The sequence below is a fragment of the Microbacterium sp. MRS-1 genome (genome assembly GCF_000585455.1).
GTDB classification, from domain to species: domain Bacteria; phylum Actinomycetota; class Actinomycetes; order Actinomycetales; family Microbacteriaceae; genus Microbacterium; species Microbacterium laevaniformans.
This window is the reverse complement of record NZ_JAUF01000029.1, coordinates 38468-65347: the sequence shown is the minus strand read 5'-3', so window position 1 is coordinate 65347 and position 26880 is coordinate 38468. Positions and strand designations below refer to the sequence as shown.

The following is a 26880-nucleotide window of genomic DNA, read 5'->3' as shown; positions in this document are numbered from 1 at the left end:
GGCGGCGGCGGCACCTCTGTTCCCCTCGATCGAGATCGTCGAGACGCATCGCGAGACGAAAGTCGACTCGCCGAGTGGCACGGCGGTGCGCACCGCCGAACTCATCGCCGACGCCCGCGTCGGGGTCGGCCCGGTGGAATCGCCGCATGTCGATCAGCGGGCGCGCGGCCAGCAGGTCGCGAGTGTTCCCATCCATTCGTTGCGCCGGCCGGGCGTCATCGCGAAGCAGGAGACGATCCTGTCGGGGCCGGGGGAGTCGCTGACCATCGTCCACGACACGATCGAGCCGGCGCGCGCGTACGCGCCCGGCATCCGCGTCGCCCTCGCAGCCGCGCGCGACGCGCGCGGGGTCACGATCGGCCTCGACGCGCTCATCGATCTGGGACTCGGTGCGCCGCGCGCCGCCGCGTCGGCGAGCGAGGTCATCGACGAGGGCGCCGCTCCGGGCCAGGTCGCCCGCGTCACCGGGGCATGAAGGCCCGCGCCGGTGTCGCCGTCATGGCGGCGCTGCTCGTCCTCTACATCGTTCTCGTCGCACAGCGCGCGTGGCTGTTGCTGACCTCGGGGCAGATCATCGGCGTCGCGATGGGGGTGGCGCTGCTCGTCCTGCCCGTCATCGCCGGGTGGGCGCTCTGGCGAGAGCTCTCATTCGGGCGCAGTGCCGAGCGACTCGCACGGCGTCTGGAGGCCGAGGGTGCGCTGCCGACCGAGGAGCTGGATGTCCGTGTGAGCGGCCGTCCCGACCGTGCGCAGGCCGACGCCGTGTTCCCGCACTATCGGCACGACGTCGAGGCGCACCCGACCGATTGGCGCGCCTGGTTCCGGCTGGGGCTGGCCTACGACAGCGCCGGTGATCGACGCCGCGCCCGCGAAGCCATTCGGCGGGCGATCACGCTCGAGAAGAAGCCGACGACGCGCTGATCACGCCGGCACCGCGGCGGCCACGGCATCCTCGACCGTCGGGTGCGAGAAGACGAAGCCGGATGCCGTGAGCGCTTCGGGAACCACATTCATGTCGCACGTGAGCAGTCCCTCTGCCGCGTCACGCCCGAGGACCAGCTTCAGCGCCCACTCCGGTACGCGCAGGAGGTAAGGGCGATTCATCCGCCTCGCGAGAGCGAACCCGAGATCGTTGGCGGTCGTGCGCTCGGGTCCTGCGAGGTTGACCGGGCCGACGAGGCCGTTGTCGATGACGTGGCGGATGGCGCGGACCTCGTCGTCGAGAGAGATCAGCGGCCAGACCTGGGTTCCGCGCCCGATGGGGCCCGACAGGCCGAGTTTGGTCAGCAGCAGAAGGGGCTTGAGAACTCCGTCGGCGTGCACGACCGGCGCGGTCCGCAGCAGGGACACGCGGGCACGATCCCCGGCGCCGCGCGTCGCGGCCGTCTCCCACTCGCCGCAGAGGTCTGCGAGGAAGGAGTCTCCGCGGGGCGACGACTCCGTGAAGGTGACTCCCGCCGCCGATGGGTAGTAGCCGACCGCGGACGACGACACGAAGTGCGGGGCATCATCGCCGAGGGCGCGCACGGCTGCCGCCAATGCCTGGGTCGGCGCGATCCGCGACCACACGAGATCGTGCTTGTACCGTCGCGTCCACGGAAAGTGCCCGAGCGTTGCGCCATTGAGCCCGACGACGGCTCGCGCGCCTTCGAGTGCGGCCGCGGGCAGCGGCTGGGTGGCCGGATCCCAGGAGATCTCGTCGGGCGCGGCGCTCACGCGGCGCACGAGGCGCGTCACGGCGACGCCGTCGGCGCGCAGGCTCGCCACGAGAGCGCGGCCGATGAGACCGGAGGCTCCCGCGACGACGACGCGCCCCTCTGCGCGCGATGGGTCGTTCTCAGGCAAGCGTCGCCTCGAGCGTGATCTCGATGCCGGCCAGGGCGGCCGAGACGGGGCAGCCCGTCTTCGCCTCGCCCGCGATGCGGGCGAAGTCCTCGACCGACAGTCCCGGGACCACCGCGTTGACGTTCAAGTGCGAGCCGGTGATGCCGGTGCCCGGGATGAAGGTGACGGATGCCGTGGTCTCGATGCTCTCCGGGGGCGTTCCGTTGCCGGCGAGCGCGTGCGAGAGGGCCATGCTGAAGCACGAGGAGTGCGCCGCGGCGAGTAGCTCCTCCGGCGTCGTGACCGATGAGGAGCCTTCGCTGCGGGCCTTCCAGTCGACGGCGAACGGACCCTGGTTCGAACTCTCCAGGGCGATCTCGCCGGACCCGTCGGTGAGGGAGCCCTTCCAGCTCGTGGACGCTTCGCTCGTGACGCTCATGTGTGCTCCTCGTGTCGGATGCGGGCCGCGTGGCGGCGGTGTGCATCCGAGCCTAGACGGGCCCGTGCCCCCACGGAACCGGTCGGGCTGGCGGCAGGAGCGGCCCCTCAGACGGTGGCGGGGGTGGCGGTGACGCGCCCGAGCTCCAGCTCGATCGCGCTGCGGCTGGGGGTGCCGCCGAAACGGGTCTGGATGACCCCGTCGCGGTCGAGGATCAACGTCGTCGGCGTCTGGAGCACGTGGAAGTGCTTCGCGATGTCGGGACGGTCGGTGAGATCGACGTCCAGGTGCATCACGCCGTCGTGGGTGTCGGCGATCGATCCCAGCACGCGGTGCACGCCGGGGCAGCGCGCGCACATCTGCGTGCTGAACTGCAGCAGGGTGGCCCGCTCGCCGAGGGCGTCGGCTCCGAGGCGTCGCGGTTCCACGACTTCATCGGTCGAGGCGCGGCGGGGACGATTCTGCGTCCACCGCAGGAGCAGTCCGACGGCGAGGGTCACGGCGAGCAGTGCGGTCAGCACGAGCACGGCATCGACGATGTTCACGGTCTGCCACGATACCGCCTCCGGAGGTGCACCGGCTCCGATGACGGGCCGTGCGTAACAGTCCCGGCGTCGGCGGGCGAGGGTAGGGTTGCTGGCGTGAGCGCGGCATCCATCCCCACCCCGTACGAAGACCTCCTCCGCGAGGTGCTCGCCGGCGGCGTGCACAAGGACGATCGCACCGGCACCGGCACGACGAGTGTGTTCGGACGCCAGATCCGTTTCGACCTGTCGCAGGGCTTCCCGCTCATCACGACAAAGCGCGTGCACATGAAGTCGATCGCCTATGAACTGCTCTGGTTCCTGCGAGGTGAGTCGAACGTCTCGTGGCTCCAGCAGCACGGTGTGACCATCTGGGACGAATGGGCGGATGCCGACGGCGAGCTCGGGCCGGTCTACGGAGTGCAGTGGCGCTCGTGGCCGACGCCGTCCGGCGAGCAGATCGATCAGATCTCACAGATCATCGACCAGATCCACGCCAACCCCGACTCGCGCCGGCTCATCGTGTCGGCGTGGAATCCCGCCGACATCCCGCAGATGGCACTCGCTCCCTGCCACGCGTTGTTCCAGTTCTACGTCGCGGACGGCAAGCTGTCGTGCCAGCTGTATCAGCGCAGCGCCGACATGTTTCTCGGTGTGCCGTTCAACATCGCGTCCTACGCGCTGCTGACGATGATGATCGCCCAGCAGACGGGGCTCGAGCCCGGCGATTTCGTGTGGACCGGCGGTGATTGCCACATCTACGACAACCACCTCGAGCAGGTCCGCGAGCAGCTCACGCGGGAGCCGTATCCGTATCCCCGCCTCTCGTTCGCACGGACGCCCGAGTCGATCTTCGACTACACGTACGAGGACATCGTCGTGGAGGGCTATCAGCACCACCCCACGATCCGGGCCGCGGTCGCGGTATGACCCGACTCGGCCTGATCTGGGCCGAGGCGCGCGGCGGCGTCATCGGCAAGGACGGCGCAATGCCGTGGCATGTGCCGGAAGACCTCGCGCACTTCCGCGCGGCGACGATGGGGGATCCGGTCATCATGGGGCGCCGGACGTGGGAGTCCTTCCCGCCCCGGTTCCGGCCCCTTCCGGGTCGCCGGAACATCGTCGTCACGCGCAACGACTCCTGGCAGGACGACGGCGCCGAGCGGGCCGTCTCGCTCGATCAGGCGCTGGAGCTCGTGCACGGGGAAGAATCGGCCTGGGTCATCGGGGGAGCGGGGCTGTTCGCCGAGGCGATCGCGCGCGCCGACGTGCTGGAGGTCACCGAGCTCGATCTCGAGGTCGACGGTGACACGTTCGCCCCCGAGCGGCACGGCTGGAGCGTGGCGCGGGTGGACCCGAAGGACGGATGGTCGGTCTCGCGCACAGGCATCCCCTACCGGTTCCTGACGCTGATCCGACCCTGAGCGGTTCGCACGGCGAGCAGCAGCGACCAGGAGCGACCAGCCGCGACGACAAGAGGGAGCGTGCGATGAGCAGGACAGCGTTGGTGACGGGTGCCAGTTCGGGCCTCGGCGCGGAGTTCGCCCGTCAGCTCGCGGCCCGCGGAGCCGACCTCGTCCTGGTCGCTCGTGACCGTGCCGCACTCCGGGACGTCGCCGAGCGCCTGGGCGCCGACTACCGTGTTCAGGTCGAGGTGCTGGCGGCGGACCTCGTCGCCGATGACGGTCTGGCCGCGGTCGTCGCCCGCGTCGCCGACCGCGATCGGCCGATCGGCATCCTGGTCAACAACGCCGGATTCGGACTCGATCTCGACTTCGCGGCGGGCGACATCACCGACGAGCAGCGTCATCTCGATCTGCACGTGCGCGCGACGATGCACCTGACGCACGCCGCGCTGGGCGCCATGCTCGAGCGGGGACACGGGCGCATCGTCAACGTCGCCTCGGTCGCGGGATTCATGCCTCGCGGAACGTACGGCGCGGTCAAGGCGTGGGTGATCTCCTTCAGCCGGTGGGCCAACGTGGTCTACGCGCCGCGCGGCGTCAGCGGGACGGCGCTCTGCCCCGGCTTCACGCACACGAACTTCCACGAGCGACTGGGACTGCCGCCGGGGCGGGAAGGCATCCCGTCGGTGATGTGGCTCGACGCCGCGGACGTCGTCCGCGAAGGGCTGCGCGACGCTGCGCGGGGCAAGGCCGTCTCGATCCCCTCGGTGCGCTACAAGCTGCTCGTGGCGGCGATGCGTCTGCTGCCGAGCCCCCTGGCCGCCCGTCTGGCCCGCACCGGACGGTGACGGGTCGCACCGGACGGTGACGGAGGTCGGGGATGACGCGCCCGTGGTCTGCTCCGACGGGGTCGCCGCGAGCCGGTAGCCTGGAGGCATGACGCACTCGGGCAATCCCTTCGGACAGGTCCTCGTCGCGCTCGTCACTCCGATGACGGCCGACGGTGAAGTCGACTGGCCCGCCGTCGAGAAGCACATCGACGACGTCATCACCGCCGGAGCCGACGGCATCGTCGTCACCGGCACCACCGGCGAGACGAGCACCCTCACTGATCCCGAGAAGCTGAAGCTCGTCGAGGTCGGAAAGTCCGTCTCCGCCGGCCGGGCGAAGATCATCACCGGCGGCGGCTCGAACGAGACCGCCCACGCGATCGAGCTCTACAAGGCCAGCGAGAAGGCCGGCGCCGACGGCATCATGATCGTCACGCCGTACTACAACAAGCCGACGCAGGCCGGCATCCTGACGCACTTCCGTCTGGTCGCCGACGCCACCGACCTTCCCGTCATCCTCTACGACATCCCCGGTCGCACCGGCGTGCCGATCAAGTACGAGACGATCCTGCGGCTCGCCAACCACCCGAACATCCTTGCGGTCAAGGACGCGAAGGGCGACTTCAGCGAGGTCAGCCGGGTGCTCAACCAGACCGACCTGATGTACTTCTCCGGTGACGATGCGAACGTCCTGCCGCATCTGTCGATCGGCGCGTCGGGCCTGATCGGCGTGACGGCGAACATCACGGCGACGCCCTACCGCGTCATCGTGGATGCCGTGAACCGCGGCGACCTGGCCACCGCCACCGCCGCGCACCAGCAGCTCGAACCGCTCGTCCGCGCCGTCATGACCCATGTGCCCGGCACGGTGAGCGCGAAGTACATCCTGCACGGCCTGGGCCGCATCTCCAGCCCGCGCGTGCGTCTGCCGCTCGTCGGCCCCGAAGAGTGGGAGGCCGCCCTCATCGAGGACGAGCTCGCACTCGTCAAGGGCGTCGACGGGGCCGACTTCTCCAACTTCCGACCCGACCGCAACGCCGCCGCCGGCGGCGCGCTCCCCAAGGTCCACGGCACCACCCGCTGAGCGACCGCGATACCGGTGGATGCCGCGGCATCCACGAAAGGCAGACGATGCCCACGACGTTCTCCGAGCCCCCCGCGCTCGCCCCGCAGACCCTTCGCGTCATCCCGCTCGGCGGGCTGGGCGAGATCGGTCGCAACATGACGGTCTTCGAATACGAGGGCAAGCTCCTCGTCGTCGACTGCGGTGTGCTCTTCCCCGAGGAGCACCAGCCCGGTGTCGACCTCATCCTCCCCGACTTCGAGCCGATCAAGGACCGGCTCGACGACGTCGTGGGCGTCGTGCTCACGCACGGCCACGAGGACCACATCGGCGCGGTGCCCTACCTGCTGCGGTTGAAGAGCGACATTCCCCTCATCGGTTCGAAGCTCACCCTCGCGCTCGTCGAAGCGAAGCTCAAGGAACACCGCATCAAGGCCTACACGCTGACCGTGCAGGAAGGGCAGGAAGAGCAGGTCGGTCCGTTCGACCTCGAGTTCGTCGCCGTCAACCACTCGATCCCCGACGCACTCGCTGTCGCGATCCACACCGACGCCGGTACGGTGCTGGCCACCGGCGACTTCAAGATGGATCAGCTGCCCCTGGACGGCCGCCTCACGGACCTCCGCGCGTTCGCGAGCCTCGGCGAGGACGGCGTGGATCTCTTCCTGGTCGACTCCACGAACGCCGACGTGCCCGGCTTCACCCCCCTCGAGCGGGACATCGGTCCGGTGCTCGACCAGGTGATCGCCAAGGCTCCCCGGCGCGTCATCGTGGCGAGCTTCTCCAGCCACGTCCACCGCGTGCAGCAGGTCATCGACGCGGCCGCGGCGAACGGGCGCCGTCTCGCGTTCCTCGGGCGCTCGATGGTGCGCAACATGACGATCGCCGAGGATCTCGGCTATCTGCGCGTTCCCGACGGCGTGCTGATCGACTACAAGAAGGCGCAGGATCTTCCCGACGACAAGATCGTCTACATGTCGACCGGGTCGCAGGGCGAGCCGATGGCCGTGCTCAGCCGCATGGCGAACCTTGACCACGCGATCGAGCCCGGGCCGGGTGACACGGTCATCCTCGCCTCGAGCCTGATCCCGGGCAACGAGAACGCGGTCTACCGCGTGATCGACGGCCTCACCAAGCTCGGAGCCAACGTGGTGCACAAGGGCAACGCCAAGGTGCACGTGTCGGGTCACGCGGCGGCGGGCGAGCTGCTGTACTGCTACAACATCCTCCAGCCGCGCAACGTCATGCCGGTGCACGGCGAGTACCGTCACCTCATCGCGAACGCGAAGCTCGCGCAGGACACCGGCATCCCCGCGGAGAACACGATCATCGCCGAGAACGGCACCGTCGTCGACCTCAAGGACGGCGTTGCCCGCGTCGTCGGCCAGCTCGATCTCGGCTTCGTCTACGTCGACGGATCGACCGTGGGTGAGATCACCGACGCCGACCTCAAGGATCGCCGGATCCTCGGCGAGGAGGGCTTCATCTCGGTGATCGTCGTCGTCGATGCCGCGACGGGGCGGATCATCACCGGCCCCGAGATCCACGCGCGTGGTTTCGCGGAGGACGACAAGGTGTTCGACGACGTCAAGCCCAAGATCGCCGCGGCCCTCACGGAGGCGGCTCAATCGGGCGTCCGCGACACCCACGCGCTGTCGCAGGTCGTGCGCCGCACGATCGGTCGGTGGGTGAACCAGCGGCTGCGTCGTCGCCCGATGATCGTCCCCCTCGTCATCGAAGCCTGAGCGGTCGCGGCGCAGCGCTACGATCGGCTCCATGCCCGTCAGCTTTCGTGTGCGCCCCGCGACACAGGCCGATGGGGCGTTCCTGGGCGACATGGTCGTCGAAGCGGCGAACTGGCGGCAGGGGGGCGCGCGCCCGCGGCACGAGGTGCTGACGCATCCTGACCACAACCGCTACATCTCGGGGTGGATGCGTCCCGGCGACGCCGGCTTCGTCGCGATCGACGCGCAGGACAGCCCGGTCGGCGCGGCGTGGTATCGGATGCTGCCGCGCAGCGACCCCGGCTTCGGGTACATCGGCACGGGCGTGCCGGAGCTCATCATCGGTGTGAGGCCGCTCTGGCGCGCGCACGGCGTCGGACGCGCCCTGCTCCAGCGACTGTGCGAGCATGCGCGGGCCGAGGGCTACGGCCGCATCAGTCTATCGGTGGAACGGGGCAACTACGCCCAGACGCTCTATCGCAGCGAGGGCTTCGCGCTCACCCAGGCCGGTCACGGTCGCGACACCATGGTCAAGCGATTGCGCTGACGCGGCGGCGCCGCGGATGCCGGGCCCGTCTCGGGCCGCGTCAATCCGCGGATCCGGGCGTCCCTGCGCCTACCGTGGAGTAATGGCACGATCCACGAGCACGCCCACGAACGCCCGCGCGTCCGCGAAGGGCTCATCGACCCGTGCCCGCAAGCCCGCACCGGCTCCCACGAAGTACGTCGACGACACCGACCGCCCGCCGGTCGCCGTCCGCGCCTGGCTCGGCGTCGCGCACGGCGTCGGCGGCATGTTCCGCGCCTTCGGCCTCGAGACGCTCGAGAAGGACCAGCGCCGCGACGGCTTCCCGTTCCTGCTCGTCGTGCTGGCCGCGCTCGGCGCCGTCAACGAATGGTTCTTCATCGGCAACGACGCCGCGACGCAGATCAGCGCCTACACCGTGGGGCTGTTCGTCGGCCGCGTCGCCTTCATCATGCCCGTGCTCCTGCTGGTGCTGGCGGGTTGGCTGTTCCGGCACCCGCCGTCCATCCACGACAACGGGCGCATCGGCATCGGCTTCGGACTGTTCGTGCTCTCGATCGCCGGCTTCTGCCATGTTGCGGGCGGTCGGCCGCAGCCGTCGCAGGGCATGCCGGCGCTCAGCGCCGCGGGCGGTCTGTTCGGGTGGACCATCGGCGAGCCGCTGTCGCTGCTCACGCCGATCGGTGCCTACATCCTCCTGGGTGCGCTGACACTGCTGAGCATTCTCATCCTCACCAAGACCCCGCCCAACCGCATCGGCCGCCGTCTCGGAGACCTGTACGCGTGGATGTTCGGCGCCGAGCGCCCCGACGCGCCCGCGGCCGACGCACCCACGGTCGCCTTCGGCGAGACGGACGATGCCGTGGAGAAGGACCTGCCGTGGTGGCGCCGCAACAAGTCCGGCCGTGAGGAGGATGTCGACGGCCACCTCGGCTCGGACGACCTGACGGCGCTGTTGGACACCAGCGGCGACGGCGGCTTCGAGCAGGCCGTCGCGATGCCGGCCGCTGTTCCGCCGGTCCCGCCGCTTCCGGAGGCGCCGACCGAGATCATCGATCCGGCCGTGATCGCCCACGCCAAGAAGGCCGCGCGTCGCGCCGACACCGGCATCCGCGAGGACAGCGGCGAGATCATCCTCGACGACGGGATCCTCCCGGGTATCTCCGCCCTGGGGGACGACCACGACGGTCAGCCGCCGCAGGCGCCGTATCGCCTTCCGTCGGTGGCCGCACTGGCGCAGGGCGACCCGCCGAAGGCGCGATCGGAGGCGAACGACCGCGTGGTCGCGGCCATCAGAGGCGTCTTCGAGCAGTTCGGTGTCGATGCGCGCGTCACGGGCTTCTCGCGCGGGCCGACGGTGACCCAGTACGAGATCTCACTCGGCCCCGGCGTCAAGGTCGAGCGCATCACCGCGCTCACCAACAACATCGCGTACGCCGTCGCGTCGAACGAGGTGCGCATCCTTGCGCCCATCCCCGGCAAGAGCGCCATCGGTGTCGAGATTCCCAACACCGACCGTGAGATCGTCACCCTGGGCGACGTGCTGCGCTCGCAGGCGGCGACCAGTCAGACGCATCCGATGACGATCGGCGTCGGCAAGGACGTCGGCGGCGGCTACGTCGTCGCGAACCTGGCCAAGATGCCCCACCTGCTCGTGGCCGGTTCCACCGGCTCGGGCAAGTCGAGTTTCGTGAACTCGATGATCACGAGCCTGCTGATGCGCGCCAAGCCCTCCGAGGTGCGCATGGTGCTCATCGACCCCAAGCGCGTCGAGCTCACGAGCTATGCCGGCGTCCCGCACCTGATCACGCCCATCATCACGAACCCGAAGAAGGCCGCGGAGGCGCTGCAGTGGGTCGTGAAGGAGATGGACATGCGGTACGACGACCTCGCGTCGTTCGGCTTCCGTCACATCGACGACTTCAACCGCGCGGTCGTCGCGGGGGAGATCAACCTTCCCGTCGGCAGTGAGCGGGTGCTCAAGCCCTACCCCTATCTGCTCGTGGTGGTGGACGAGCTCGCCGACCTGATGATGGTCGCCCCGCGCGATGTCGAGGACTCGATCGTGCGGATCACCCAGCTCGCCCGCGCGAGCGGCATCCACCTCGTCCTCGCCACGCAGCGGCCCTCCGTCGACGTGGTCACGGGTCTGATCAAGGCGAACGTGCCCTCGCGCCTGGCGTTCGCCGTCACGAGCGTCACCGATTCGCGCGTCATCCTCGACCAGCCCGGTGCCGACCGACTCATCGGCCAGGGCGACGGCCTGTTCCTGCCGATGGGGGCGTCGAAGGCGATCCGCGTGCAGGGCGCGTGGGTGGCGGAGAGCGAGATCGAGAAGGTCGTCACGCACGTCAAGAACCAGGCTCGGCCGGAGTACCGCGCCGATGTCGCCGCGGTCGCCGAGAAGAAGGAGATCGACGCCGACATCGGCGACGACCTCGAGTTGCTGCTGGCGGCGGCCGAGCAGATCATCTCGACGCAATTCGGCTCGACCTCGATGCTGCAGCGCAAGCTCCGCGTCGGCTTCGCGAAGGCCGGTCGTCTCATGGATCTGCTGGAGTCGCGAGAGATCGTCGGCCCCTCGGAGGGGTCGAAGGCTCGCGACGTGCTCGTCACGCCGGATCAGCTGCCCGAGGTGCTCGCCCGCCTGCGCGGCGACGACCCCCCGGCTACCCACGCGGCGCCGGCGAGCGACCCGTACGGGCCGGATGCGGTCGGTGCCCAGTTCGACGGGCTTCCGGTGGTCGATGGCGACGACGGGTCCGAAGACGCGTGGAGCCTCACCGGCCGCGACTGAGCTCGCCTCGGGGCCCGTGCGGACCACCGGCCCCGAGTAGGCTCGCCTCGTGGCGATTCCCCGGCAGCTCCCCAACGCGATCACGATCGTCCGCATCCTGTGCGCGCCGGTCTTCCTCTGGATGCTCCTGGCCGATCAGGGCGGCGACGGCCCGCTGCGGTGGTGGGCAGGTGTGCTGTTCATCGTCGCGATCGCGACGGACGGCATCGACGGCTACCTGGCGCGCACGTACGAGATCGTCACCGACCTCGGCAAGCTCCTCGACCCGATCGCAGACAAGGCTCTGACCGGCTGTGCCTTCGTCGGGCTCTCCCTCCTGGGCGAGCTCCCCTGGGCCGTCACGATCGTTGTTCTCGTCCGCGAGGTCGGCATCACAGTGCATCGCCTCATCGTCGCGAGCAGTCACGTGGTCGCGGCGGCGTGGATGGGCAAGCTGAAGACCGTCGCGCAGGCGGTCGCGCTCTCCCTCGCGCTGCTGCCGCTGTGGAACGTGGTCGGTGAGTGGGTCCACGTCGTGAACACCGCGGCGATGTGGATCGCGGTGGTCCTCACGGTGGCGAGCGGCGTCGACTACGTGGTCACCGAAATCCGTGGAGCCCGAGCCGCCCGCGGCGGCACCGTGACGGGCACGCGTCGATGAGCGCCTCGTCCCGGCGTGGGGGCGCGCACGACGAACATCCGGATGCCGAGGGAGACGACCTCGAGAGCACCCTGGTCTCCGCGGGTCGTCGCAGTAGCGAGCCGGAGCGCCTCGTCGCCCGACTCGCCGACCTCGGCTGGAGCATCGCGGCGGCCGAGTCGTTGACCGGGGGACTGCTTGCCGCCTCCATCGTCTCCGTATCGGGGGCCTCGCGCGTCTTCCGCGGCGGGATCGTCGCCTACGCGACGGACGTGAAGGCGAGCCTGCTGGGCGTCGAACAGCATCTGCTCGACGCGCACGGGCCGGTGCATCCCCGGGTCGCCAGCCAGATGGCGGAGGGCGTGCGCCGCGCGCTCGGACGTGACGGCGTGCCCGCCGACGTGGGCGTGGCGACGACCGGCATCGCGGGCCCGCTGTCACCGGACGGCCAGCCCGTCGGCACGGTGCATATCGCCGTCGCCACTCCGCTGGGCTCACGGGTCGAGTCCGTGCTGATCGACGGCGACCGCGCCGCCATCCGCACCGAGACGGCGGCGCGCGCCGTCCGGCTGGTGCTGGACACGCTCTGAGCCCTCAGATGACGCGGGGAATACCGCTCGTGTCGACGCCGTTACATGACAGCGATTCCCATTCATTACCCAGCACGAGAGGGCTATCGTGACCAGCACGTGGGGTACTGTTGTCCACCCGGGCACCGATACCCGGTGGGAATCTCGAGTAGAGGAGGGGGCCCGAACATGATCCTGGTTCGTCAGGAGATCGGCGAAGTGCTTCGCGACTTCCGCCTGCAGAAGGGTCGTACCCTCCGCCAGGTCGCCGGACGCGCGAGTGTCGCCCTCGGATATCTCAGCGAGGTCGAGCGCGGTCAGAAGGAGGCCTCGAGCGAGATCCTCGCGGCGGTCGCCGAGGCGCTGGACGTTCCGATCTCGACCATCATGCGCGAGGTCGGTGACCGGCTGTCGGTGCTGGAGGGCCTGCAGGTCTTCCCCGACGTGGTTCCCGACGATCTCGCCGGGCTCGAGGACGGCCTCGTCCAGCCCGAGTTGTCGCTGCGCTGACGTGCGGCGCAGCGAGTTCACGCGAGCCGTCGCGGACGAGTTCGGCGCGCGCGCATCGAGCTTGGTCGCCGACCTCGCTCTGCCCGGTGTGGGTCACCGGACCGCCGCCGAAGCCCTCGCCGACGGCGTCGAGCCGCGCGAGATCTGGCTTGCTCTGTGCGACGAGACGGACGTCCCCGCTTCGCGGCGCCACGGCGTCGGACTGATGGAGCCGCGCCGACGCTGATCCGCGACGGACGCGCGGCGTGTCGCGTGATCGAAACTCTGTTCGATGGGCGTAGGCTCCTGCACATGAGGTGACTCGGGACGTTTGTCCACATTCGAGGCCTGTCGCCCACCGATGTCGGAGACCGTCTCTAGCGTGGACACCGTCATCACGACACCTCCGCCTTGTCGCAGCATCCTTCCCGCCGGGAGGGGGCGTGACAGCCTACAGGCGACGGAATCCCGAGGCCGGCAGCGCCGTCCACGGCAGAGCACAAGGAGCACGTCATGCCCTCACCCGCTGACCGCGAGAAGGCCCTCGAGTCGGCCCTCGCCCAGATCGACCGGCAGTTCGGAAAGGGCTCGGTCATGCGACTGGGCAGCGACGACCGTGCCCCCGTCGAAGTCATCCCCACCGGTTCGATCGCCCTCGATGTCGCTCTCGGCGTGGGAGGTCTTCCCCGCGGGCGCATCATCGAGATCTACGGTCCCGAATCCTCGGGTAAGACGACGCTCACGCTCCACGCGATCGCCAACGTGCAGCGCGCCGGCGGCATCGCCGCCTTCATCGACGCCGAACACGCGCTCGACCCCGACTATGCGCAGAAGCTCGGTGTCGACATCGATCAGCTGCTCGTGTCGCAGCCCGACACGGGGGAGCAGGCGCTGGAGATCGCCGACATGCTGGTTCGTTCGGGAGCGATCGATCTGGTCGTCATCGACTCCGTCGCTGCGCTCGTCCCCAAGGCCGAGATCGAAGGCGAGATGGGCGACTCCCACGTCGGCCTGCAGGCTCGCCTCATGTCTCAGGCGCTGCGCAAGCTGACCGGTGGTCTCAATCAGACCAACACGACCATGATCTTCATCAACCAGCTGCGCGAGAAGATCGGCGTGTTCTTCGGCTCACCCGAGACCACCGCCGGCGGAAAGGCGTTGAAGTTCTACGCCTCGGTGCGTCTCGACATCCGTCGCATCGAGACGCTGAAGGACGGCACCGACGCGGTCGGCAACCGGACGCGCGTCAAGGTCGTCAAGAACAAGATGGCGCCGCCGTTCAAGCAGGCCGAGTTCGACATCCTCTACGGCACCGGCATCTCGCGCGAAGGCTCGCTCATCGACTTCGGCGTCGAGCACGCCCTCGTGAAGAAGTCCGGCGCCTGGTACACCTACGACGGTGAGCAGCTCGGTCAGGGCAAGGAGAACGCCCGCAACTTCCTGCTGAAGAACCCCGACATCGCGGCGGAGATCGAAACCAAGATCAAGCAGAAGCTGGGAATCGGTGAGCCGCGCGGTGGGGCCGAGGTCGCGCCTGCCGATGATCTGGCCGCGCGCCGGCCGGCCTGATGACGACGTCGCGACACGGGGACGAGTCCGAGCGGCTCGCCCCCGTGATCCCGCTGTTCGGCGGGGATGCCGCCGACGCACGCGTCTCCTCCGCCTCCGCGAACCAGCCACAGGATGAGGCAGGTCCGCGCGACCCGCAACCCGCGACACCCCCCGTGTTCCCTGGTCCGTCCGGGCGTAGGGGCGGTGTGGGCGATCTCAGCTGGCATCCGACCTGGACGGAGGAGCCCGTCGACGCGGCGTGGGAGGACGACATCGCGACCGTCGTCGACGATGCGGAGGCCGCGCTGATCAAGCGCTTGCGAACGCGCTCCCTGTCCGAACGGGAGGCATCGCGATTCTTGCGCGAACGCGAGCTCGGCGACGCGGCGATCGACCACGTCATCGACCGCATGAGGAGCCTCGGATACCTCGACGACTCGGCACTGGCGGAGCAGCTCGTGCACAGTGGCGTCGAACGAAAGGGACAGGGGCGCGCGATGCTCGTGCAGACCTTGTCGGCCCGCGGCATCCCGCGCGAGGTCATCGACGAGGCACTCGATGCGCTGCCTGACGATGATGCGGACCGTGCTCTCGAGTTCGCGCGGCAGAAGGCCCGGACGATGCGCGACCTCGATCGCGATACGGCGCTGCGGCGGCTCTCGGGCCAACTCGCGCGGCGCGGGTACGGTGCGAGCGCGCTGACCGCAGCGCGGCAGGCCCTCGAAGAACTCGGGCGACCGGTTCGGCGTGCGCCGGCGGGAACCGTGCGCTTCGAGTGAGCCGTTTTCCCGGTGCGCGGGGCCTCGGGTTCGTGCATGGTGACGGATCGTAGAATGAACGCATCATGACTTCTCCGTCCGCCGCCCCCACGCTGATCGCGCCATCGGACGCCGCCGTCGCCGCCGACGGTCGTGCCCGGACCTACGAGGTGCGCACCTTCGGCTGCCAGATGAACGTGCACGATTCCGAGCGACTTTCCGGCTCGTTGGAGAGCGCCGGATACGTGCGAGCGGAGGCGGGCTCCGAGGCCGATGTCGTCGTGATCAACACGTGTGCGGTGCGCGACAACGCCGCCGGCAAGCTGTACGGCACCCTCGGGCATCTGAAGAGTCGCAAGGATCGTCACGAGGGCATGCAGATCGCCGTCGGCGGCTGTATGGCTCAGATGGACAAAGAGGCCGTGCTCGAGAAGGCGCCGTGGGTCGACGTCGTCTTCGGCACCCACAACATGGGCTCGCTGCCCAGCCTCCTCGAGCGGGCGCGCCACAACGGCGATGCAGAACTGGAGATCCTCGAGGCGCTCGAGGTCTTCCCCTCGACCCTGCCGACCAAGCGCGACGCCGTGCACAGCGGCTGGGTCTCGATCTCCGTCGGATGCAACAACACCTGCACCTTCTGCATCGTGCCGAGCCTGCGCGGCAAGGAGAAGGATCGCCGCCCCGGCGACATCCTCAACGAGATCCGGCTCCTCGTCGAGGACGGCGCCGTCGAGGTCACCCTCCTGGGTCAGAACGTCAACAGCTACGGGGTCGAGTTCGGTGACCGTCAGGCGTTCGGCAAGCTGCTGCGTGCCGCCGGGCAGATCCCGGGGCTCGAGCGCATCCGGTTCACCAGTCCGCACCCGGCCGCCTTCACCGATGACGTCATCGATGCCATGGCCGAGACTCCTCAGGTCATGCCGCAGCTGCACATGCCGCTGCAGTCCGGATCCGATCGCGTCCTACGGGCGATGCGGCGCTCCTACCGCAGTGACCGCTTCCTCGACATCCTCGAGCGGGTCCGCGACCGCATCCCGCACGCGGCGATCTCCACCGACATCATCGTCGGCTTCCCCGGTGAGACCGATGAGGATTTCGAGGACACGATGCGCGTCGTCGCGCAGGCACGGTTCGCCAGCGCCTTCACCTTCCAGTACTCGATCCGTGAGGGCACCCCCGCCGCGACGATGCCCGACCAGGTGCCGAAGGCCGTGGTGCAGGAGCGGTACGAGCGGCTCATCGCCCTGCAGGAGCGCATCAGCCTCGAAGAGAACAAGGCCCAGATCGGCCGCGAGCTGCAGGTGCTGGTCTCGACCGGCGAGGGAAAGAAGGATGCCGAGACCCACCGCCTGACCGGCCGCGCCGAAGACAATCGGCTCGTCCACTTCGAGCTGCCTCGGGGCTCGGCCGTTCCGCGCCCCGGAGACGTCGTGACGGTGACCGTGACGCACGCCGCTCCGTTCCACCTGCTCGCCGATAGCCCCGACGGGGCGCCGCTGCGCATTCGGCGCACGCGCGCGGGCGACGCCTGGGATCGCACCCAGGCGGAGTCATGCGGCGTGCCGACATCCTCGGGCGTCGCGGGCGAGACGGACGCACCCCGCACGGTGGCGCTCGGGTTGCCGACGCTCCGCCTCGGGTGACCGGGCGTCTGTGGGGCGTCGTCGGCGCCACGGGCACGGGCAAGTCCGATCTGTCCCTGCGGCTCGCGGAAGCGCTCACCGCCCGCGGTCGCCCGGCGGAGATCGTCAACGCCGACGCCATGCAGCTGTATCGCGGGATGGACATCGGCACCGCCAAGCTGTCGGTCGCCGAGCGCCGCGGCATCCCGCACCATCTCTTCGATGTGCTCGAGGTCACGGATGAGGCCGCGGTCGCCGCGTACCAGGAAGCGGCCCGTACCGTCATCTCAGAGATCTTCCACCGCGGAGCGGACGCCATCCTCGTCGGCGGCTCGGGCCTCTACGTCTCGAGTGTCGTCTACGACTTCCGCTTCCCGCCGCACGACGACATCCTGCGCGCACAGCTGGAAGCGGCTCTCGAAAAGGGCGGCCCCGGGCCGCTCCTGGAGCGTCTGCGCGCACTGGACCCGGCGACCGCCGACCGTATCGATGCGCGCAACGCTCGGCGGATCGTGCGCGCCCTCGAGGTCGCCGTGCAGGGAGACCGCGGTCACGGCGCCGTCCTGCCCGCAGATCCCGTGCTCTGGCACGTGCCGACGACCCTCATCGGTGTGGAGGTCGAGCGTGCAACCCTCGTCGCGCGCCTCGACGAGCGGGTGACCCGCATGTGGCGCGAGGGACTTCTCACCGAAGTCGCAGCCCTCCGCGACCGCGGCCTCGAGCGGGGCGTGACGGCCAGCCGGGCCATCGGCTACGCGCAGGCGTTGGCGCACGTGGCGGGTGAGCTCGATGCGTCCGAGGCCATCGCCCAGACGCAGGCGCTCACCCGACGCTACGCGCGGCGCCAGGTGTCGTGGTTTCGCCGGTATGCCGACGTGCGCTGGGTCGCGCCCGACGTCGACGCGGTCGTCCTGGCAGACTCGGTGGCGTGAGCGAAGTCCGCAAACTCACCGTGCAGCCCGAGCCGCTCCTCGTCGTTCAGTCGGCGTGCTCGGGGGGCCACACGACGCGGAAGCGTTCGAAGACGATCTCGTCCTCCTCCGACCATTCGGCTCCGCGGGCGGCGGCGACGCGCGTCCAGTAGCGGCGGTGCTCGCGCTGCCAGCTCTCCAGCGATCCGTCGTCCTCGCCCTCGTCGGCGGCGAATGCCGCGTCGCCGCTGGTGAAAGGACCCAACCTCAGTTCGGTCGTGCGCATGATGATGCGCGGTGCGCCGGAGCTGTCGCACGCGATCCAGTGCGATCCGATGCGCGGCACGAGATCGCCCCGAGCGACGAAGTCGGCCACGAGCTCTGCCGTCGCTCGTTTCCGCCCCGACAGCACGATGTCGAGGAGTTCGTCGGCGAGCCGGGCGTTGTCACCGAAGTGCTCGACGGTGTACTCGCCCCCGGCGAGCACCGCTTCGGGCCGCGCGGCGCGGTAGGCCTCCCACATCGCGGCCGCAGCATCGCTGTCGAGGGGGAGCGCGTGAGAGGAGAGAGCGGGTTCTGCCACCCTCAGATCCTGCCACGTCGCTCGCGCGCGGCCGGCCGGGCCTCGGGCTGTGGACCGTAGACTGACCGGGTGGCAGAGTCGATCGCATTCACCAAGGGTCACGGCACGGGCAACGACTTCGTGATCGTCCCGGACGACGAGGGCGTCCTCGACCTGTCGGCCGACCAGATCGCCGCGCTCTGCGACCGCCGCTTCGGCATCGGCGGCGACGGCATCCTGCGGGTCGTCCGCAGCGCCCGCATCCGTGAGGGCGAGGCGATGACGGATGCCGAGTGGTTCATGGACTACCGCAACGCCGACGGCTCCGCCGCCGAGATGTGCGGCAACGGCATCCGCGTCTTCGCGAAGTACCTCGTCGACACCGGTCGCGCCGACATCGACGCCGCACCGCTGCGCATCGGCACGCGCGCCGGCATCAAGACCCTCACCCGCAGCGACCCCGGGTTCGAGGTCGACCTCGGCGTCTTCGCCATCGACGGCGAGACCGTCGTCAAGGCGCGGGGACTCGACGTCGCCCGCCCCGGCCAAGGCGTCGACGTCGGCAACCCGCACGTCGTCGTGGCGCTCTCCAGCGCGGGTGAGCTCGAGGAGCTCGACCTCACGGTGCAGCCGTTGCTGCATCCGGAGCCGGTCGCCGGGGCGAACGTGGAGTTCGTGGTGCCGGCCGATCCGCTCGTCAAGAACGGCGTCGGCAGCATCCGTATGCGGGTCTTCGAGCGCGGGGTGGGTGAGACGCTCTCCTGCGGCACGGGTGTCGCAGCAGCGGCGCTCGCCGTCCGCCATTGGGCCGGACCCGCGGCGCCCGATCGTTGGAGTGTCGAGGTGCCCGGCGGCATCCTCGGCGTCCGCATCGTCGCCGACGCCGACGGCGACCACGTGCTGCTGTCGGGTCCGGCGACCCTCGTCTACTCGGGCGAGGTGCGCCTGGCCTGACGCGCGGTCGATCGCGGGCGACTCAGGGCAGGTCGATCGCGCCGGTCGGCACCGCGCCGTGCCGGCGCACCTTGAGCACGCGGAAGCCGCGTCCGGTCGCCGCACGCGTCACCGAGTATCCGTCGTCGAATGTCGCCGCCAGCCACCGCTGCAGGGAGTCGGACCCGAGGTTGCGCTGCACGACCAGCCACGCGTCGCTGCGTTCGTCCAAGCGCGGCAGCCACGTCTCCAGCAGACCGTGAAGCTCGTTCTTGCCGACGCGGATGGGGGGATTGGATCGGATGCCGCGGAAGCGGACGTCGCCGGGAACGTCCTCGGGGCGCACCGCGTTGATGTTGGTGAGACCCCACTCCTGCGCGTTTCGTCGCACCAGGTCGAGAGCGCGGTCGTTCACGTCCACCGCCCACACCGTGGCGTGCGGCGACTGCACGGCGAGGCTGAGCGCGATCGGCCCCCAGCCGCAGCCGAGGTCGAGCAGGTGGCCGCCCGGAGGGGGCGGCGGAGTATTCGCGAGTAGCACCGCCGTCCCGCCGTCGACGTGGTCGGGGCTGAACACCCCGCCCGCGGTCGTGACCTCGCCGGTGCGCCCGCCGAGGGACACGCGGATGCGACGGAGGTTCTCGGCGCTGGACGGGGAGGCGCTGAAGTAGTGGTCACTCCCCATCCTGCGAGCGTACCGGAGCCACCGGCCTGTGCGGGAGGCTAGACTGCAAGGCTGACCTGGAAGGAATCCATGACCCACACCACCGAGACCACCGACGCGCACGGCGAGGACACGCCGCTCGATCCGGTGGATCGCGTGCTGGCACGTGCCGAGGGCCGCTCCAGCGCGAACGTCTTCGGTGCCGCCCAGGCGCTGCAGGATGCCGCGACCGTCGCCTATGGCGACACCGACGGCGATCAGTGGGACCGTGAGGAGCGCGCGGCGCTGCGCCGCGTGCCGGGTCTGTCCACGGAACTCGAAGACGTCACGGAGGTCGAGTACCGCCAGCTGCGGCTGGAGAACGTCGTGCTCGTCGGGGTGTACCCCCAGGGCTCGCAGGAAGACGCGGAGAACTCCCTGCGCGAGCTCGCCGCGCTCGCCGAGACCGCCGGCGCGGTCGTGCTCGACGGGGTGCTGCAGCGACGTCCGCACCCCGACCCGGCGACCTACATCGGCCGCGGCAAGGCGGCGGAGTTGCGCGACCTCGTCGCCGCGGTCGGCGCCGACACCGTCATCGCCGACACCGAGCTCGCTCCGAGCCAGCGTCGCGCGCTGGAGGACGTCGTCAAGGTCAAGGTCATCGACCGCACCACCGTCATCCTCGACATCTTCAGCCAGCACGCCAAGAGCCGCGAGGGCAAGGCGCAGGTCGAGCTCGCCCAGCTCGAGTACTTGCTTCCGCGACTGCGCGGATGGGGTGAATCGATGAGCCGTCAGGCCGGTGGCCAGGTCGGCGCCGGAGGCGCCGGCATGGGTTCACGCGGACCGGGCGAGACCAAGATCGAGCTCGACCGCCGGCGCATCCGCACGAAGATGGCGCAGCTGCGCAGGCAGCTGCGCGACTTCGCGCCCGCCCGCGAGGCCAAGCGCAGCGAACGCAAGCGCAACACGATCCCGTCCGTCGCGATCGCCGGCTACACCAACGCCGGCAAGTCGAGCCTGCTCAACCGGCTCACGAGCGCCGGCGTGCTCGTGGAGAACGCGCTGTTCGCGACGCTGGACGCGACGGTGCGCCGTGCCCAAGCGGCCGACGGGCGCGTCTACACCCTGACCGACACGGTCGGCTTCGTGCGGAACCTGCCGCACCAGCTCGTCGAGGCGTTCCGCTCCACGCTGGAAGAGGTGGGCGACGCCGACGTGCTGGTACACGTCGTGGACGGCTCCCATCCCGACCCCGCGGCGCAGCTCGCGACCGTACGCGATGTGATGGGCGACGTGGGTGCGCGCTCGACGCGCGAGATCGTCGTCTTCAACAAGGCGGACCTCGTCGACGACGACGCGCGGCTGGTGCTGCGCGGTCTCGAGCCGAGCGCGCTGTTCGTGTCGTCGCGGACGGGGGAGGGCATCGATCAGCTGCGCACCGTCATCGAGGACGCCCTGCCGCTGCCGGCGGTCGAGGTGCGCGCACTCGTGCCGTATGAGCGTGGAGACCTCATCAACGCGGTGCACGAGTCGGGGCACATCGTCTCGACGGCCCACGAGGAGGGCGGTACCGCCGTGCACGCGCACGTCTCGGAGCGGCTCGCGGCGGAGCTCGCGCCCTACGCGCTCTGACGCACGCCTAGCCTGCCGTCAGCTCTATCGCCGGCACGCCGGGCGTCGGAAAGCCGAACACCTGGCCGAGGAAAGCGAGCTCGCTCTCCAGCGCGTGCACGACTGCCTCAGCGCCGCGGAACCCGTGTCCCTCGCCCTCGTAGAGCACGTAGGCGTGCGGGATGCCGCGCGCGGCGAGAGCGTCGCGGATCGCTTCGGCCTGCGACGGAGGCACGACCGCGTCATCCGCACCCTGCAGCAGCAGCACGGGCACGCGGAACCCGTCGATATGCGTCAACGGGGAGCGCTCGATATAGAGCTCCTCGGCCTCCGGCAGGGGCCCGATGAGTCCGTCGAGATACCGTGACTCGAAATCGTGCGTATCGGCGGCCAGGGTTCGGGCGTCGCCGACGCCGTAGCGGGAGATGCCCGCGCGGAACACATCGGTGCGCGCGAGCGCCGCGAGCACCGTCCAGCCGCCTGCCGATCCGCCCTTGATCGCCAGGCGGCCGCCATCGGCGGCGCCGGTGGCGGCAAGGCCGGAGGCGGCTGCCGCGACGTCCGCCACGTCGACGACGCCCCATTGTCCGCGCAGACGCTCCCGGTACGCGCGGCCGTATCCGGTCGAGCCGCCGTAGTTCACCTCCAGTACTCCGATGCCGCGACTCGTGAAGAACAGCGTCTTCGCATCGGCGACGCCGCCCTCGTGGCCGGTCGGTCCGCCGTGCACCAGCACGAGATAGGGCGGGCGCTCTGCATCGGATGCCGCGACACGCGGATGGTGAGGGGGGTGCACGAATGCGTGCACCGTCCCCGTCGGACCCTCCAAGGAGAACGGGCGCGTCTCGGGAAGCCACGCATCGAGATCCTCACCCGCGATCTCCGCACGGTGTCCGACGATGAGGTCGACGTGCACCGTCGCCCCCTCCGCATCGAACTCCACCAGCCAGATGCCGCTCACGCCCGGTGCCATGCCGGAGACCAGCGCCCGGCGGCCGACGACCGCCTCGACGGCGAGGGATGCGGTGGCGGGGATGTCGATCACGGTCTCGGTGCCCGCGGCATCCCGCCAGACGAGCTCATCCGAGCCGTTGGTGCGGACAGCGATCACCCCGCCGTCGGACGTCACACCGAACCAGCGGCTGCCGAGTGACCACAGCGGGCCCCCCGTGTCCGCATCGGCCGGGGCGAGAGGCGCCCGCGGCAGGTCGGCATCCAGGCGTAGGCTCCAGAGGTTCCACCGACCCGTCGCATCGTCCAGGTACAGCAGGTCGTCCTCGTCGGTCCATTCGGGCTGGAGCGCTGCCGTGCTGCCGTCGGTCACGTCGGTCCACTCGACCACGGCGCCGTCCTCGAGACGACCGATACGCAGGGTCGTGCGGTCCCACGGCATGTCGGGATGATTCCAGGCCACCCACGCGAGCCGGTCCCCGCGCGGGGACAGCGCGGGCTGAGCCACGAAATCGCTGCCCGCGACGAGGTCGTTTGCTCCCGCACCGTCGAGGTCGATGCGCACGATCGCTCGCTCGCGGCCGCCGCGCTCGCGGATGCCGAGCAGCATCCCGCCGGTCGCGCGAAGTCCGCCGTAGCGGACATCCGCATCGTCCGTCAGGGGACGAGGGTCCGAGCCGGGCTCCTGCACCCACACCTGCTGGTCGCGGCGTTCGACGAAGAACAGCCGACCGGCATCGTCGACCGCCCACGACCCGCCGCCGTACTCGTGGACGCCGGATCGGGCGTTCCACGGCGCCGGCAGGACGAGGTGCACCGTGCCGGTCGCATCGCGCCGGAACACGGCCGTGCGGCCGGCCTCTTCGGCCACCGACTGCGCCCACCACACCTCGTCGCCCACGAGCGCAGCGCCGTCGACCCGGGGAGAAGCCGAAGAAGCCCACGCGGCGGTGAACGGGGAGGGCCAGGATCCATAAGGGTGCACATCGACCATGGCTGCCACGCTACGCGTGTGCGACCTGCCACGTCGGCAGGCACGTGCCGTCACACGCGGGTGAGGGCACCGCAGTGGCTCTAAAGTGGGGCATCGAGGCCGGGGCCGACCGGCCGCACGACCCCGACCCGAGAGGGAACCGAGCGAAGATGGCCCACGAACCTCGCGTCGGCGCTCCGGCGGCCGCCGTCACGGCCTCGCCGCGGGTACCGTTCTCGTTCGAGATCTACCCTCCGCGCACCCCCGAGCAGCTGCCTGCTCTCTACGAGACCATTCGCGTGCTCGCCGCCGCCGGTCCGCGCTTCATCTCCGTGACGTTCGGAGCGGGCGGCTCGACGACCGACCGCTCGCTCACCGTGCTGACGCACATCCTCCGCGAGACGACCGTTCCGCCCGTCGCGCACGTGACCTGTGTCGGCAGCAGCTACGCCGAAGCCACGACGGTCATCCGCGACTTCCTCGATGCCGGCATCACCCGCTTCCTGGCGCTGCGGGGCGACCCGCCCGTCGGCATCGGCGAGGACGACATCGTGTTCGGCGATCTGGAGTCGGCCGCTCAGCTCGTGCAGCTGATCGGCCGGGTGCAGGCGGAGCGCTCGCCGTATCGGGAGCGGGAGATCCCGGGCGTTCCGGGAGCGGTTCGGGTCATCGACGGCGACCGCGTCCAGATCGCCGTCGCGGCGTTCCCGAACGGTCACCCGCGTTCGCGTCACCGCTACGAGGACATCGACGCACTTCTCGCCAAGCAGGCCGCCGGGGCGACGTCCGCCCTGACACAGCTCTTCTTCCACGCCGACGAGTACCTCGACTTCGTCGAGCGCGCCCGTGCGGCCGGGGTCGTCATCCCGATCGTGCCCGGGATCATGCCCATCACCTCTCCGGGGCGACTGCGCCGAGTGCTCGAGCTCACCGGAGATGCGCGCCCCGACGCTCTCGCCGCGGCGCTCGAGTCGGCTCCGGATGCCGCCGCGCAGCGCGCCGTCGGCCTCGCCCATGCCGCCGACCTCGCGCGGTCCGTTGTCGCCGGCGGCGCCGACGGCATCCACCTCTACGCCTTCAACAACCACGACACCGTTCTGGGCGTGCTGCGCGCCGCAGAGCTGATCTCCGAAGCGAGCCCCTGACGCCGTCCGCTCAGTCGGAGGACTCGTCCGCCGCCGCGCGGCGAAGACCCCAACGACTCCACGCGCGGCGAAGAGCCGCCGCGCGCACGGACTGACCGGCGAGCCACGCGCCGGCGGCGACGGCGAGAGCGATCGCCAGAGCTGCGCCGGTCGCGCCGACCGCCGCCGCCAGCAGCTGGTCGAAGACGGCGGCGGCCGCGGCCGGCGTCAGCGCCGTCCCGGCTGCGGCGGACGACACCGCCGCCCGCCCCGCGGCAGCCGCGATCAGCAGCGCCCCGAGGCACGCCGCCGCCGCGAGTGCGGCCCGCCGCGAGTGCGTTCAGGCGTCGCCGCGCGAGCGCGATCCCGCTGAGGAACAGGATGACGGTAGCGACCGGCATCCACCATCCCACCGTCACGCCGAGCGCATATCCCGTTCGAACGGCGGCGAGGGTGTCTCCGGAGCCGATGACCACGACGTGATCGACGGAGGGGATGAGCGTCGCCCACGCCACGCCCTGCGCGCTCAGACGTTCCTTCACGCCCGCCACCACGGCGCCGACCTGGATGCCGAGTCCGGCCTCGGTCTGCACCACGACGCCGGCGCCATCGGAGGTCGCGGCGAGCGTGAGCGCGCGATGAGACTGCCGGAGAAGCTGTTCCCACAGCGACCCGAAGCCGTCTGAGCGGATCGCGTCGGCGATCGTGTCGTGCACGAGAGTCTGCACGGCGGCGGCGGCAGGCGCTTGCAGTCGCCGCAATGCGTCCGCGGCCCGGTCGCCGACGCCCAGCCCGATGATGCCGTCGACGATCGAGCCGGTGAGGGCGTCGGCGTCGAGCCTCGCGTCCACCGCGTCGGCGGATGCCGCGATCAGCGCGTCCTGCACGGTGGTCGAACGGGCCAGCGGCACAAGCGTCGCGGTGAACGCGTCTTCGTCGACCAGCTGCACCCGCGCCCAGACGCTCAGGATGGACAACGGGAGGCAGACGACGGCCAGGACGATCGCGACGGCCGATGCGAGGGCGCGCGCCCGCGACATGATCAGATCGCGCGCAGGACGGCCACGACGCGACCGAGGACCACCGCGTCGTCGCCGAGGATGGGCTCGAAGGAGGAGTTGCGGGGGAGCAGCCACGTGTGGCCGTCCCGCTGCCGGAAGGTCTTCACCGTCGCTTCGCCGTCGAGCATCGCCGCGACGATGTCGCCGTTGTCCGCGGTCGGCTGCGATCTCACGACGACCCAGTCGCCATCGCAGATGGCGGCGTCGATCATCGACTCGCCGCTGACCTTGAGCATGAACAGGTCGCCCTTGCCGACGAGCTGGCGGGGGAGGGGGAAGATCTCCTCGACCTGCTGGTCTGCCGTGATCGGCACGCCCGCCGCGATGCGCCCCACCAGAGGGACCAGCGCCGCATCGCCCACGGCCGGAGCGAGGTCGGCGGGATTCTCGGCGGCGGCACCCGGCAGGTCGATGAGAACCTCCATCGCGCGCGTCTTGCCGGCGTCGCGGCGGAGGTAGCCGCTCAGCTCCAGCTGGTTGAGCTGATGGGTGACGCTGGACAGCGACTTCAGGCCCACGGCGTCGCCGATCTCGCGCATGCTCGGCGGGTAGCCGTGGCGCGCGATGGAGGTCTGGATCACCTCGAGGATCTTCAGCTGCTTGTCGCTGAGGCTCTTCCGCCTGCGTGTCTGAGGCTTCTCGGCCATGTCGCGCGCTCCTTCGATCGCGTCCCCGGAAGGCAGAGCCTTCGAATGTCGGAGGTTGGTGATGGGGTCGTCTTGTCGAAACCGTATCCGGTTTTCGCACGGTCGGACGGCACGCGTGCGCGTGTCGGATTCGATTCATCTGCGAGAACCGTATCGCTTGACACTCGAACACTATCGAAGATAGATTCGGAACAGAGATTCGCATCCGGCTCTCCCGGCCGAGAGGCGGATGCGAATCTCGACTCGAATCTTCGAGGTGACGCTCTCACCCCCGACGCCGCGGCGCGGGACACGTCTCAAGGAGGAACCCATGACCACGATCGACATCCTCGGCGCCTCGCCCCGCGGCCGTGTCATCGCGGCGGCCCCCGCCACCCGTCTGCGCCTGACGGTTCGTGGTCGCCGGGTGCTCGCCTTCCTCGCCTCGATCCCCGTCATCGTCGCGCTCGGTATCGGCATCGTGTCCGGCGGCGGCGCGCTGGCCTCCAATGAGGGATCCTCGGGAGTCACGTTCACCCACGTCACGGTTCAGCCGGGCGACACGCTCTGGTCGATCGCACGCGCGGTCGCACCTGACGTCGACCCGCGCGACGCCGTCGACGCGATCGTTCGACTCAACGCCTTGGACTCGGGCAGCCTCGATGCCGGACAGAGCATCGCGATCCCGGCCGAGTACTCCGCCGGCCACTGATCAGCCTCGTCCGCTCAACACGGCGACCT

At 70.1% G+C, this 26880-nt stretch carries 29 protein-coding genes; 21 read left to right on the top strand and 8 right to left on the bottom strand.

What is annotated here, in order from left to right; all coding sequences use genetic code 11:
• Together AS96_RS06655 and AS96_RS06650 are read left to right on the top strand one after the other, a co-directional pair.
• Nucleotides 1–475: dihydrodipicolinate reductase C-terminal domain-containing protein (locus AS96_RS06655; RefSeq protein WP_036287272.1), on the top strand; the 475-nt coding region annotated here is incomplete at its 5' end.
• Nucleotides 472–921: a hypothetical protein gene (locus AS96_RS06650; protein WP_036287269.1), complete on the top strand. Its 450-nt coding sequence runs from the start codon at nucleotides 472–474 to the stop codon at nucleotides 919–921. The genes AS96_RS06655 and AS96_RS06650, both read left to right, overlap by 4 nt.
• Here the strand turns inward: AS96_RS06650 and AS96_RS06645 are convergent, their stop codons facing one another.
• The 3 genes from AS96_RS06645 to AS96_RS06635 form a co-directional block, all read right to left on the bottom strand.
• Nucleotides 922–1845, bottom strand: a complete 924-nt coding sequence (locus tag AS96_RS06645) for a TIGR01777 family oxidoreductase (RefSeq protein WP_036287266.1) — start codon at nucleotides 1843–1845, stop codon at nucleotides 922–924.
• The gene (locus AS96_RS06640; RefSeq protein ID WP_036287263.1) at nucleotides 1838–2263 is read right to left on the bottom strand and encodes an OsmC family peroxiredoxin; all 426 of its coding nucleotides are present in this window, start codon (nucleotides 2261–2263) and stop codon (nucleotides 1838–1840) included. The genes AS96_RS06645 and AS96_RS06640 overlap by 8 nt, the downstream gene beginning before the upstream one ends.
• 107 nt (nucleotides 2264–2370) lie before the next feature.
• A complete protein-coding gene (locus tag AS96_RS06635) occupies nucleotides 2371–2808 on the bottom strand; it encodes a TlpA family protein disulfide reductase (protein WP_036287260.1) in 438 nt (145 codons plus the stop codon).
• 96 nt (nucleotides 2809–2904) lie between these two features.
• Here AS96_RS06635 and AS96_RS06630 point away from each other — a divergent pair, with 96 nt between their 5' ends.
• The 15 genes from AS96_RS06630 (at nucleotide 2905) to miaA (ending at nucleotide 17673) form a co-directional block, all read left to right on the top strand.
• The gene (locus AS96_RS06630) at nucleotides 2905–3717 is read left to right on the top strand and encodes a thymidylate synthase (RefSeq protein ID WP_036287257.1); all 813 of its coding nucleotides are present in this window, start codon (nucleotides 2905–2907) and stop codon (nucleotides 3715–3717) included.
• The gene (locus AS96_RS06625; protein ID WP_036287254.1) at nucleotides 3714–4211 is read left to right on the top strand and encodes a dihydrofolate reductase; all 498 of its coding nucleotides are present in this window, start codon (nucleotides 3714–3716) and stop codon (nucleotides 4209–4211) included. Before AS96_RS06630 ends, AS96_RS06625 begins: the two co-directional genes overlap by 4 nt.
• A gap of 65 nt (nucleotides 4212–4276) precedes the next feature.
• Nucleotides 4277–5041, top strand: a complete 765-nt coding sequence (locus tag AS96_RS06620; RefSeq protein ID WP_036287251.1) for an SDR family NAD(P)-dependent oxidoreductase — start codon at nucleotides 4277–4279, stop codon at nucleotides 5039–5041.
• An 88-nt stretch (nucleotides 5042–5129) separates the two neighbouring features.
• A complete protein-coding gene (dapA, locus tag AS96_RS06615) occupies nucleotides 5130–6107 on the top strand; it encodes a 4-hydroxy-tetrahydrodipicolinate synthase (RefSeq protein ID WP_036287248.1) in 978 nt (325 codons plus the stop codon).
• Between the two features lie 47 nt (nucleotides 6108–6154).
• Entirely contained in the window at nucleotides 6155–7831 is a 1677-nt protein-coding gene (locus tag AS96_RS06610) for a ribonuclease J (protein WP_016463251.1), read from the top strand.
• 31 nt (nucleotides 7832–7862) lie between these two features.
• Nucleotides 7863–8357, top strand: coding sequence for a GNAT family N-acetyltransferase (locus AS96_RS06605; RefSeq protein WP_036287245.1), 495 nt, complete (start codon nucleotides 7863–7865; stop codon nucleotides 8355–8357).
• 82 nt (nucleotides 8358–8439) lie between these two features.
• Nucleotides 8440–11133: an FtsK/SpoIIIE family DNA translocase gene (locus AS96_RS06600; protein WP_036287243.1), complete on the top strand. Its 2694-nt coding sequence runs from the start codon at nucleotides 8440–8442 to the stop codon at nucleotides 11131–11133.
• 49 nt (nucleotides 11134–11182) lie between these two features.
• A complete protein-coding gene (pgsA, locus tag AS96_RS06595; protein ID WP_036287240.1) occupies nucleotides 11183–11773 on the top strand; it encodes a CDP-diacylglycerol--glycerol-3-phosphate 3-phosphatidyltransferase in 591 nt (196 codons plus the stop codon).
• Nucleotides 11770–12342: a CinA family protein gene (locus tag AS96_RS06590; protein WP_036287237.1), complete on the top strand. Its 573-nt coding sequence runs from the start codon at nucleotides 11770–11772 to the stop codon at nucleotides 12340–12342. The genes pgsA and AS96_RS06590 overlap by 4 nt, the downstream gene beginning before the upstream one ends.
• A gap of 168 nt (nucleotides 12343–12510) precedes the next feature.
• The gene (locus AS96_RS06585; protein WP_005048854.1) at nucleotides 12511–12831 is read left to right on the top strand and encodes a helix-turn-helix domain-containing protein; all 321 of its coding nucleotides are present in this window, start codon (nucleotides 12511–12513) and stop codon (nucleotides 12829–12831) included.
• 1 nt (nucleotide 12832) lies between these two features.
• Entirely contained in the window at nucleotides 12833–13057 is a 225-nt protein-coding gene (locus AS96_RS06580; RefSeq protein ID WP_036287224.1) for a DUF3046 domain-containing protein, read from the top strand.
• A 266-nt stretch (nucleotides 13058–13323) separates the two neighbouring features.
• Nucleotides 13324–14379 (top strand): recombinase RecA, encoded by a 1056-nt coding sequence (recA, locus tag AS96_RS06575; protein WP_036287221.1) that lies wholly within the window; start codon nucleotides 13324–13326, stop codon nucleotides 14377–14379.
• A 188-nt stretch (nucleotides 14380–14567) separates the two neighbouring features.
• Nucleotides 14568–15140, top strand: coding sequence for a regulatory protein RecX (locus AS96_RS06570; RefSeq protein WP_231477143.1), 573 nt, complete (start codon nucleotides 14568–14570; stop codon nucleotides 15138–15140).
• Between the two features lie 65 nt (nucleotides 15141–15205).
• Entirely contained in the window at nucleotides 15206–16762 is a 1557-nt protein-coding gene (gene miaB, locus AS96_RS06565) for a tRNA (N6-isopentenyl adenosine(37)-C2)-methylthiotransferase MiaB (RefSeq protein ID WP_036287216.1), read from the top strand.
• A complete protein-coding gene (gene miaA, locus AS96_RS06560) occupies nucleotides 16759–17673 on the top strand; it encodes a tRNA (adenosine(37)-N6)-dimethylallyltransferase MiaA (RefSeq protein ID WP_036287214.1) in 915 nt (304 codons plus the stop codon). The genes miaB and miaA overlap by 4 nt, the downstream gene beginning before the upstream one ends.
• A gap of 46 nt (nucleotides 17674–17719) precedes the next feature.
• On the opposite strand, the gene AS96_RS06555 is transcribed toward miaA, so the two are convergent.
• The gene (locus AS96_RS06555) at nucleotides 17720–18175 is read right to left on the bottom strand and encodes an ASCH domain-containing protein (RefSeq protein WP_051498778.1); all 456 of its coding nucleotides are present in this window, start codon (nucleotides 18173–18175) and stop codon (nucleotides 17720–17722) included.
• A gap of 129 nt (nucleotides 18176–18304) precedes the next feature.
• Here AS96_RS06555 and dapF point away from each other — a divergent pair, with 129 nt between their 5' ends.
• On the top strand, nucleotides 18305–19168 hold the full coding sequence (dapF, locus tag AS96_RS06550; protein WP_036287208.1) for a diaminopimelate epimerase: 864 nt from the start codon (nucleotides 18305–18307) through the stop codon (nucleotides 19166–19168).
• 22 nt (nucleotides 19169–19190) lie between these two features.
• Here the strand turns inward: dapF and AS96_RS06545 are convergent, their stop codons facing one another.
• Complete coding sequence (locus AS96_RS06545; protein WP_036287205.1) at nucleotides 19191–19832, bottom strand: class I SAM-dependent methyltransferase; 642 nt, start codon at nucleotides 19830–19832, stop codon at nucleotides 19191–19193.
• A 69-nt stretch (nucleotides 19833–19901) separates the two neighbouring features.
• Here AS96_RS06545 and hflX point away from each other — a divergent pair, with 69 nt between their 5' ends.
• Nucleotides 19902–21425, top strand: coding sequence for a GTPase HflX (hflX, locus tag AS96_RS06540; RefSeq protein WP_005048878.1), 1524 nt, complete (start codon nucleotides 19902–19904; stop codon nucleotides 21423–21425).
• A 7-nt stretch (nucleotides 21426–21432) separates the two neighbouring features.
• Here the strand turns inward: hflX and AS96_RS06535 are convergent, their stop codons facing one another.
• Complete coding sequence (locus tag AS96_RS06535; protein WP_036287202.1) at nucleotides 21433–23349, bottom strand: alpha/beta hydrolase family protein; 1917 nt, start codon at nucleotides 23347–23349, stop codon at nucleotides 21433–21435.
• A 149-nt stretch (nucleotides 23350–23498) separates the two neighbouring features.
• Between AS96_RS06535 and AS96_RS06530 the strand changes: the two genes are divergently transcribed.
• Complete coding sequence (locus tag AS96_RS06530) at nucleotides 23499–24473, top strand: methylenetetrahydrofolate reductase (RefSeq protein ID WP_231477142.1); 975 nt, start codon at nucleotides 23499–23501, stop codon at nucleotides 24471–24473.
• Here AS96_RS06530 and AS96_RS06525 read toward each other — a convergent pair.
• A complete protein-coding gene (locus AS96_RS06525) occupies nucleotides 24398–25492 on the bottom strand; it encodes a hypothetical protein (RefSeq protein ID WP_231477141.1) in 1095 nt (364 codons plus the stop codon). The two genes, AS96_RS06530 and AS96_RS06525, sit on opposite strands and share 76 nt — an antisense overlap.
• A 2-nt stretch (nucleotides 25493–25494) precedes the next feature.
• Nucleotides 25495–26160: a transcriptional repressor LexA gene (gene lexA, locus AS96_RS06520; protein WP_005048887.1), complete on the bottom strand. Its 666-nt coding sequence runs from the start codon at nucleotides 26158–26160 to the stop codon at nucleotides 25495–25497.
• A 310-nt stretch (nucleotides 26161–26470) separates the two neighbouring features.
• On the opposite strand from lexA, the gene AS96_RS06515 reads away from it, so the two are divergent.
• On the top strand, nucleotides 26471–26851 hold the full coding sequence (locus AS96_RS06515; protein WP_016463242.1) for a LysM peptidoglycan-binding domain-containing protein: 381 nt from the start codon (nucleotides 26471–26473) through the stop codon (nucleotides 26849–26851).
• Nucleotides 26852–26880 lie beyond the last annotated feature (29 nt).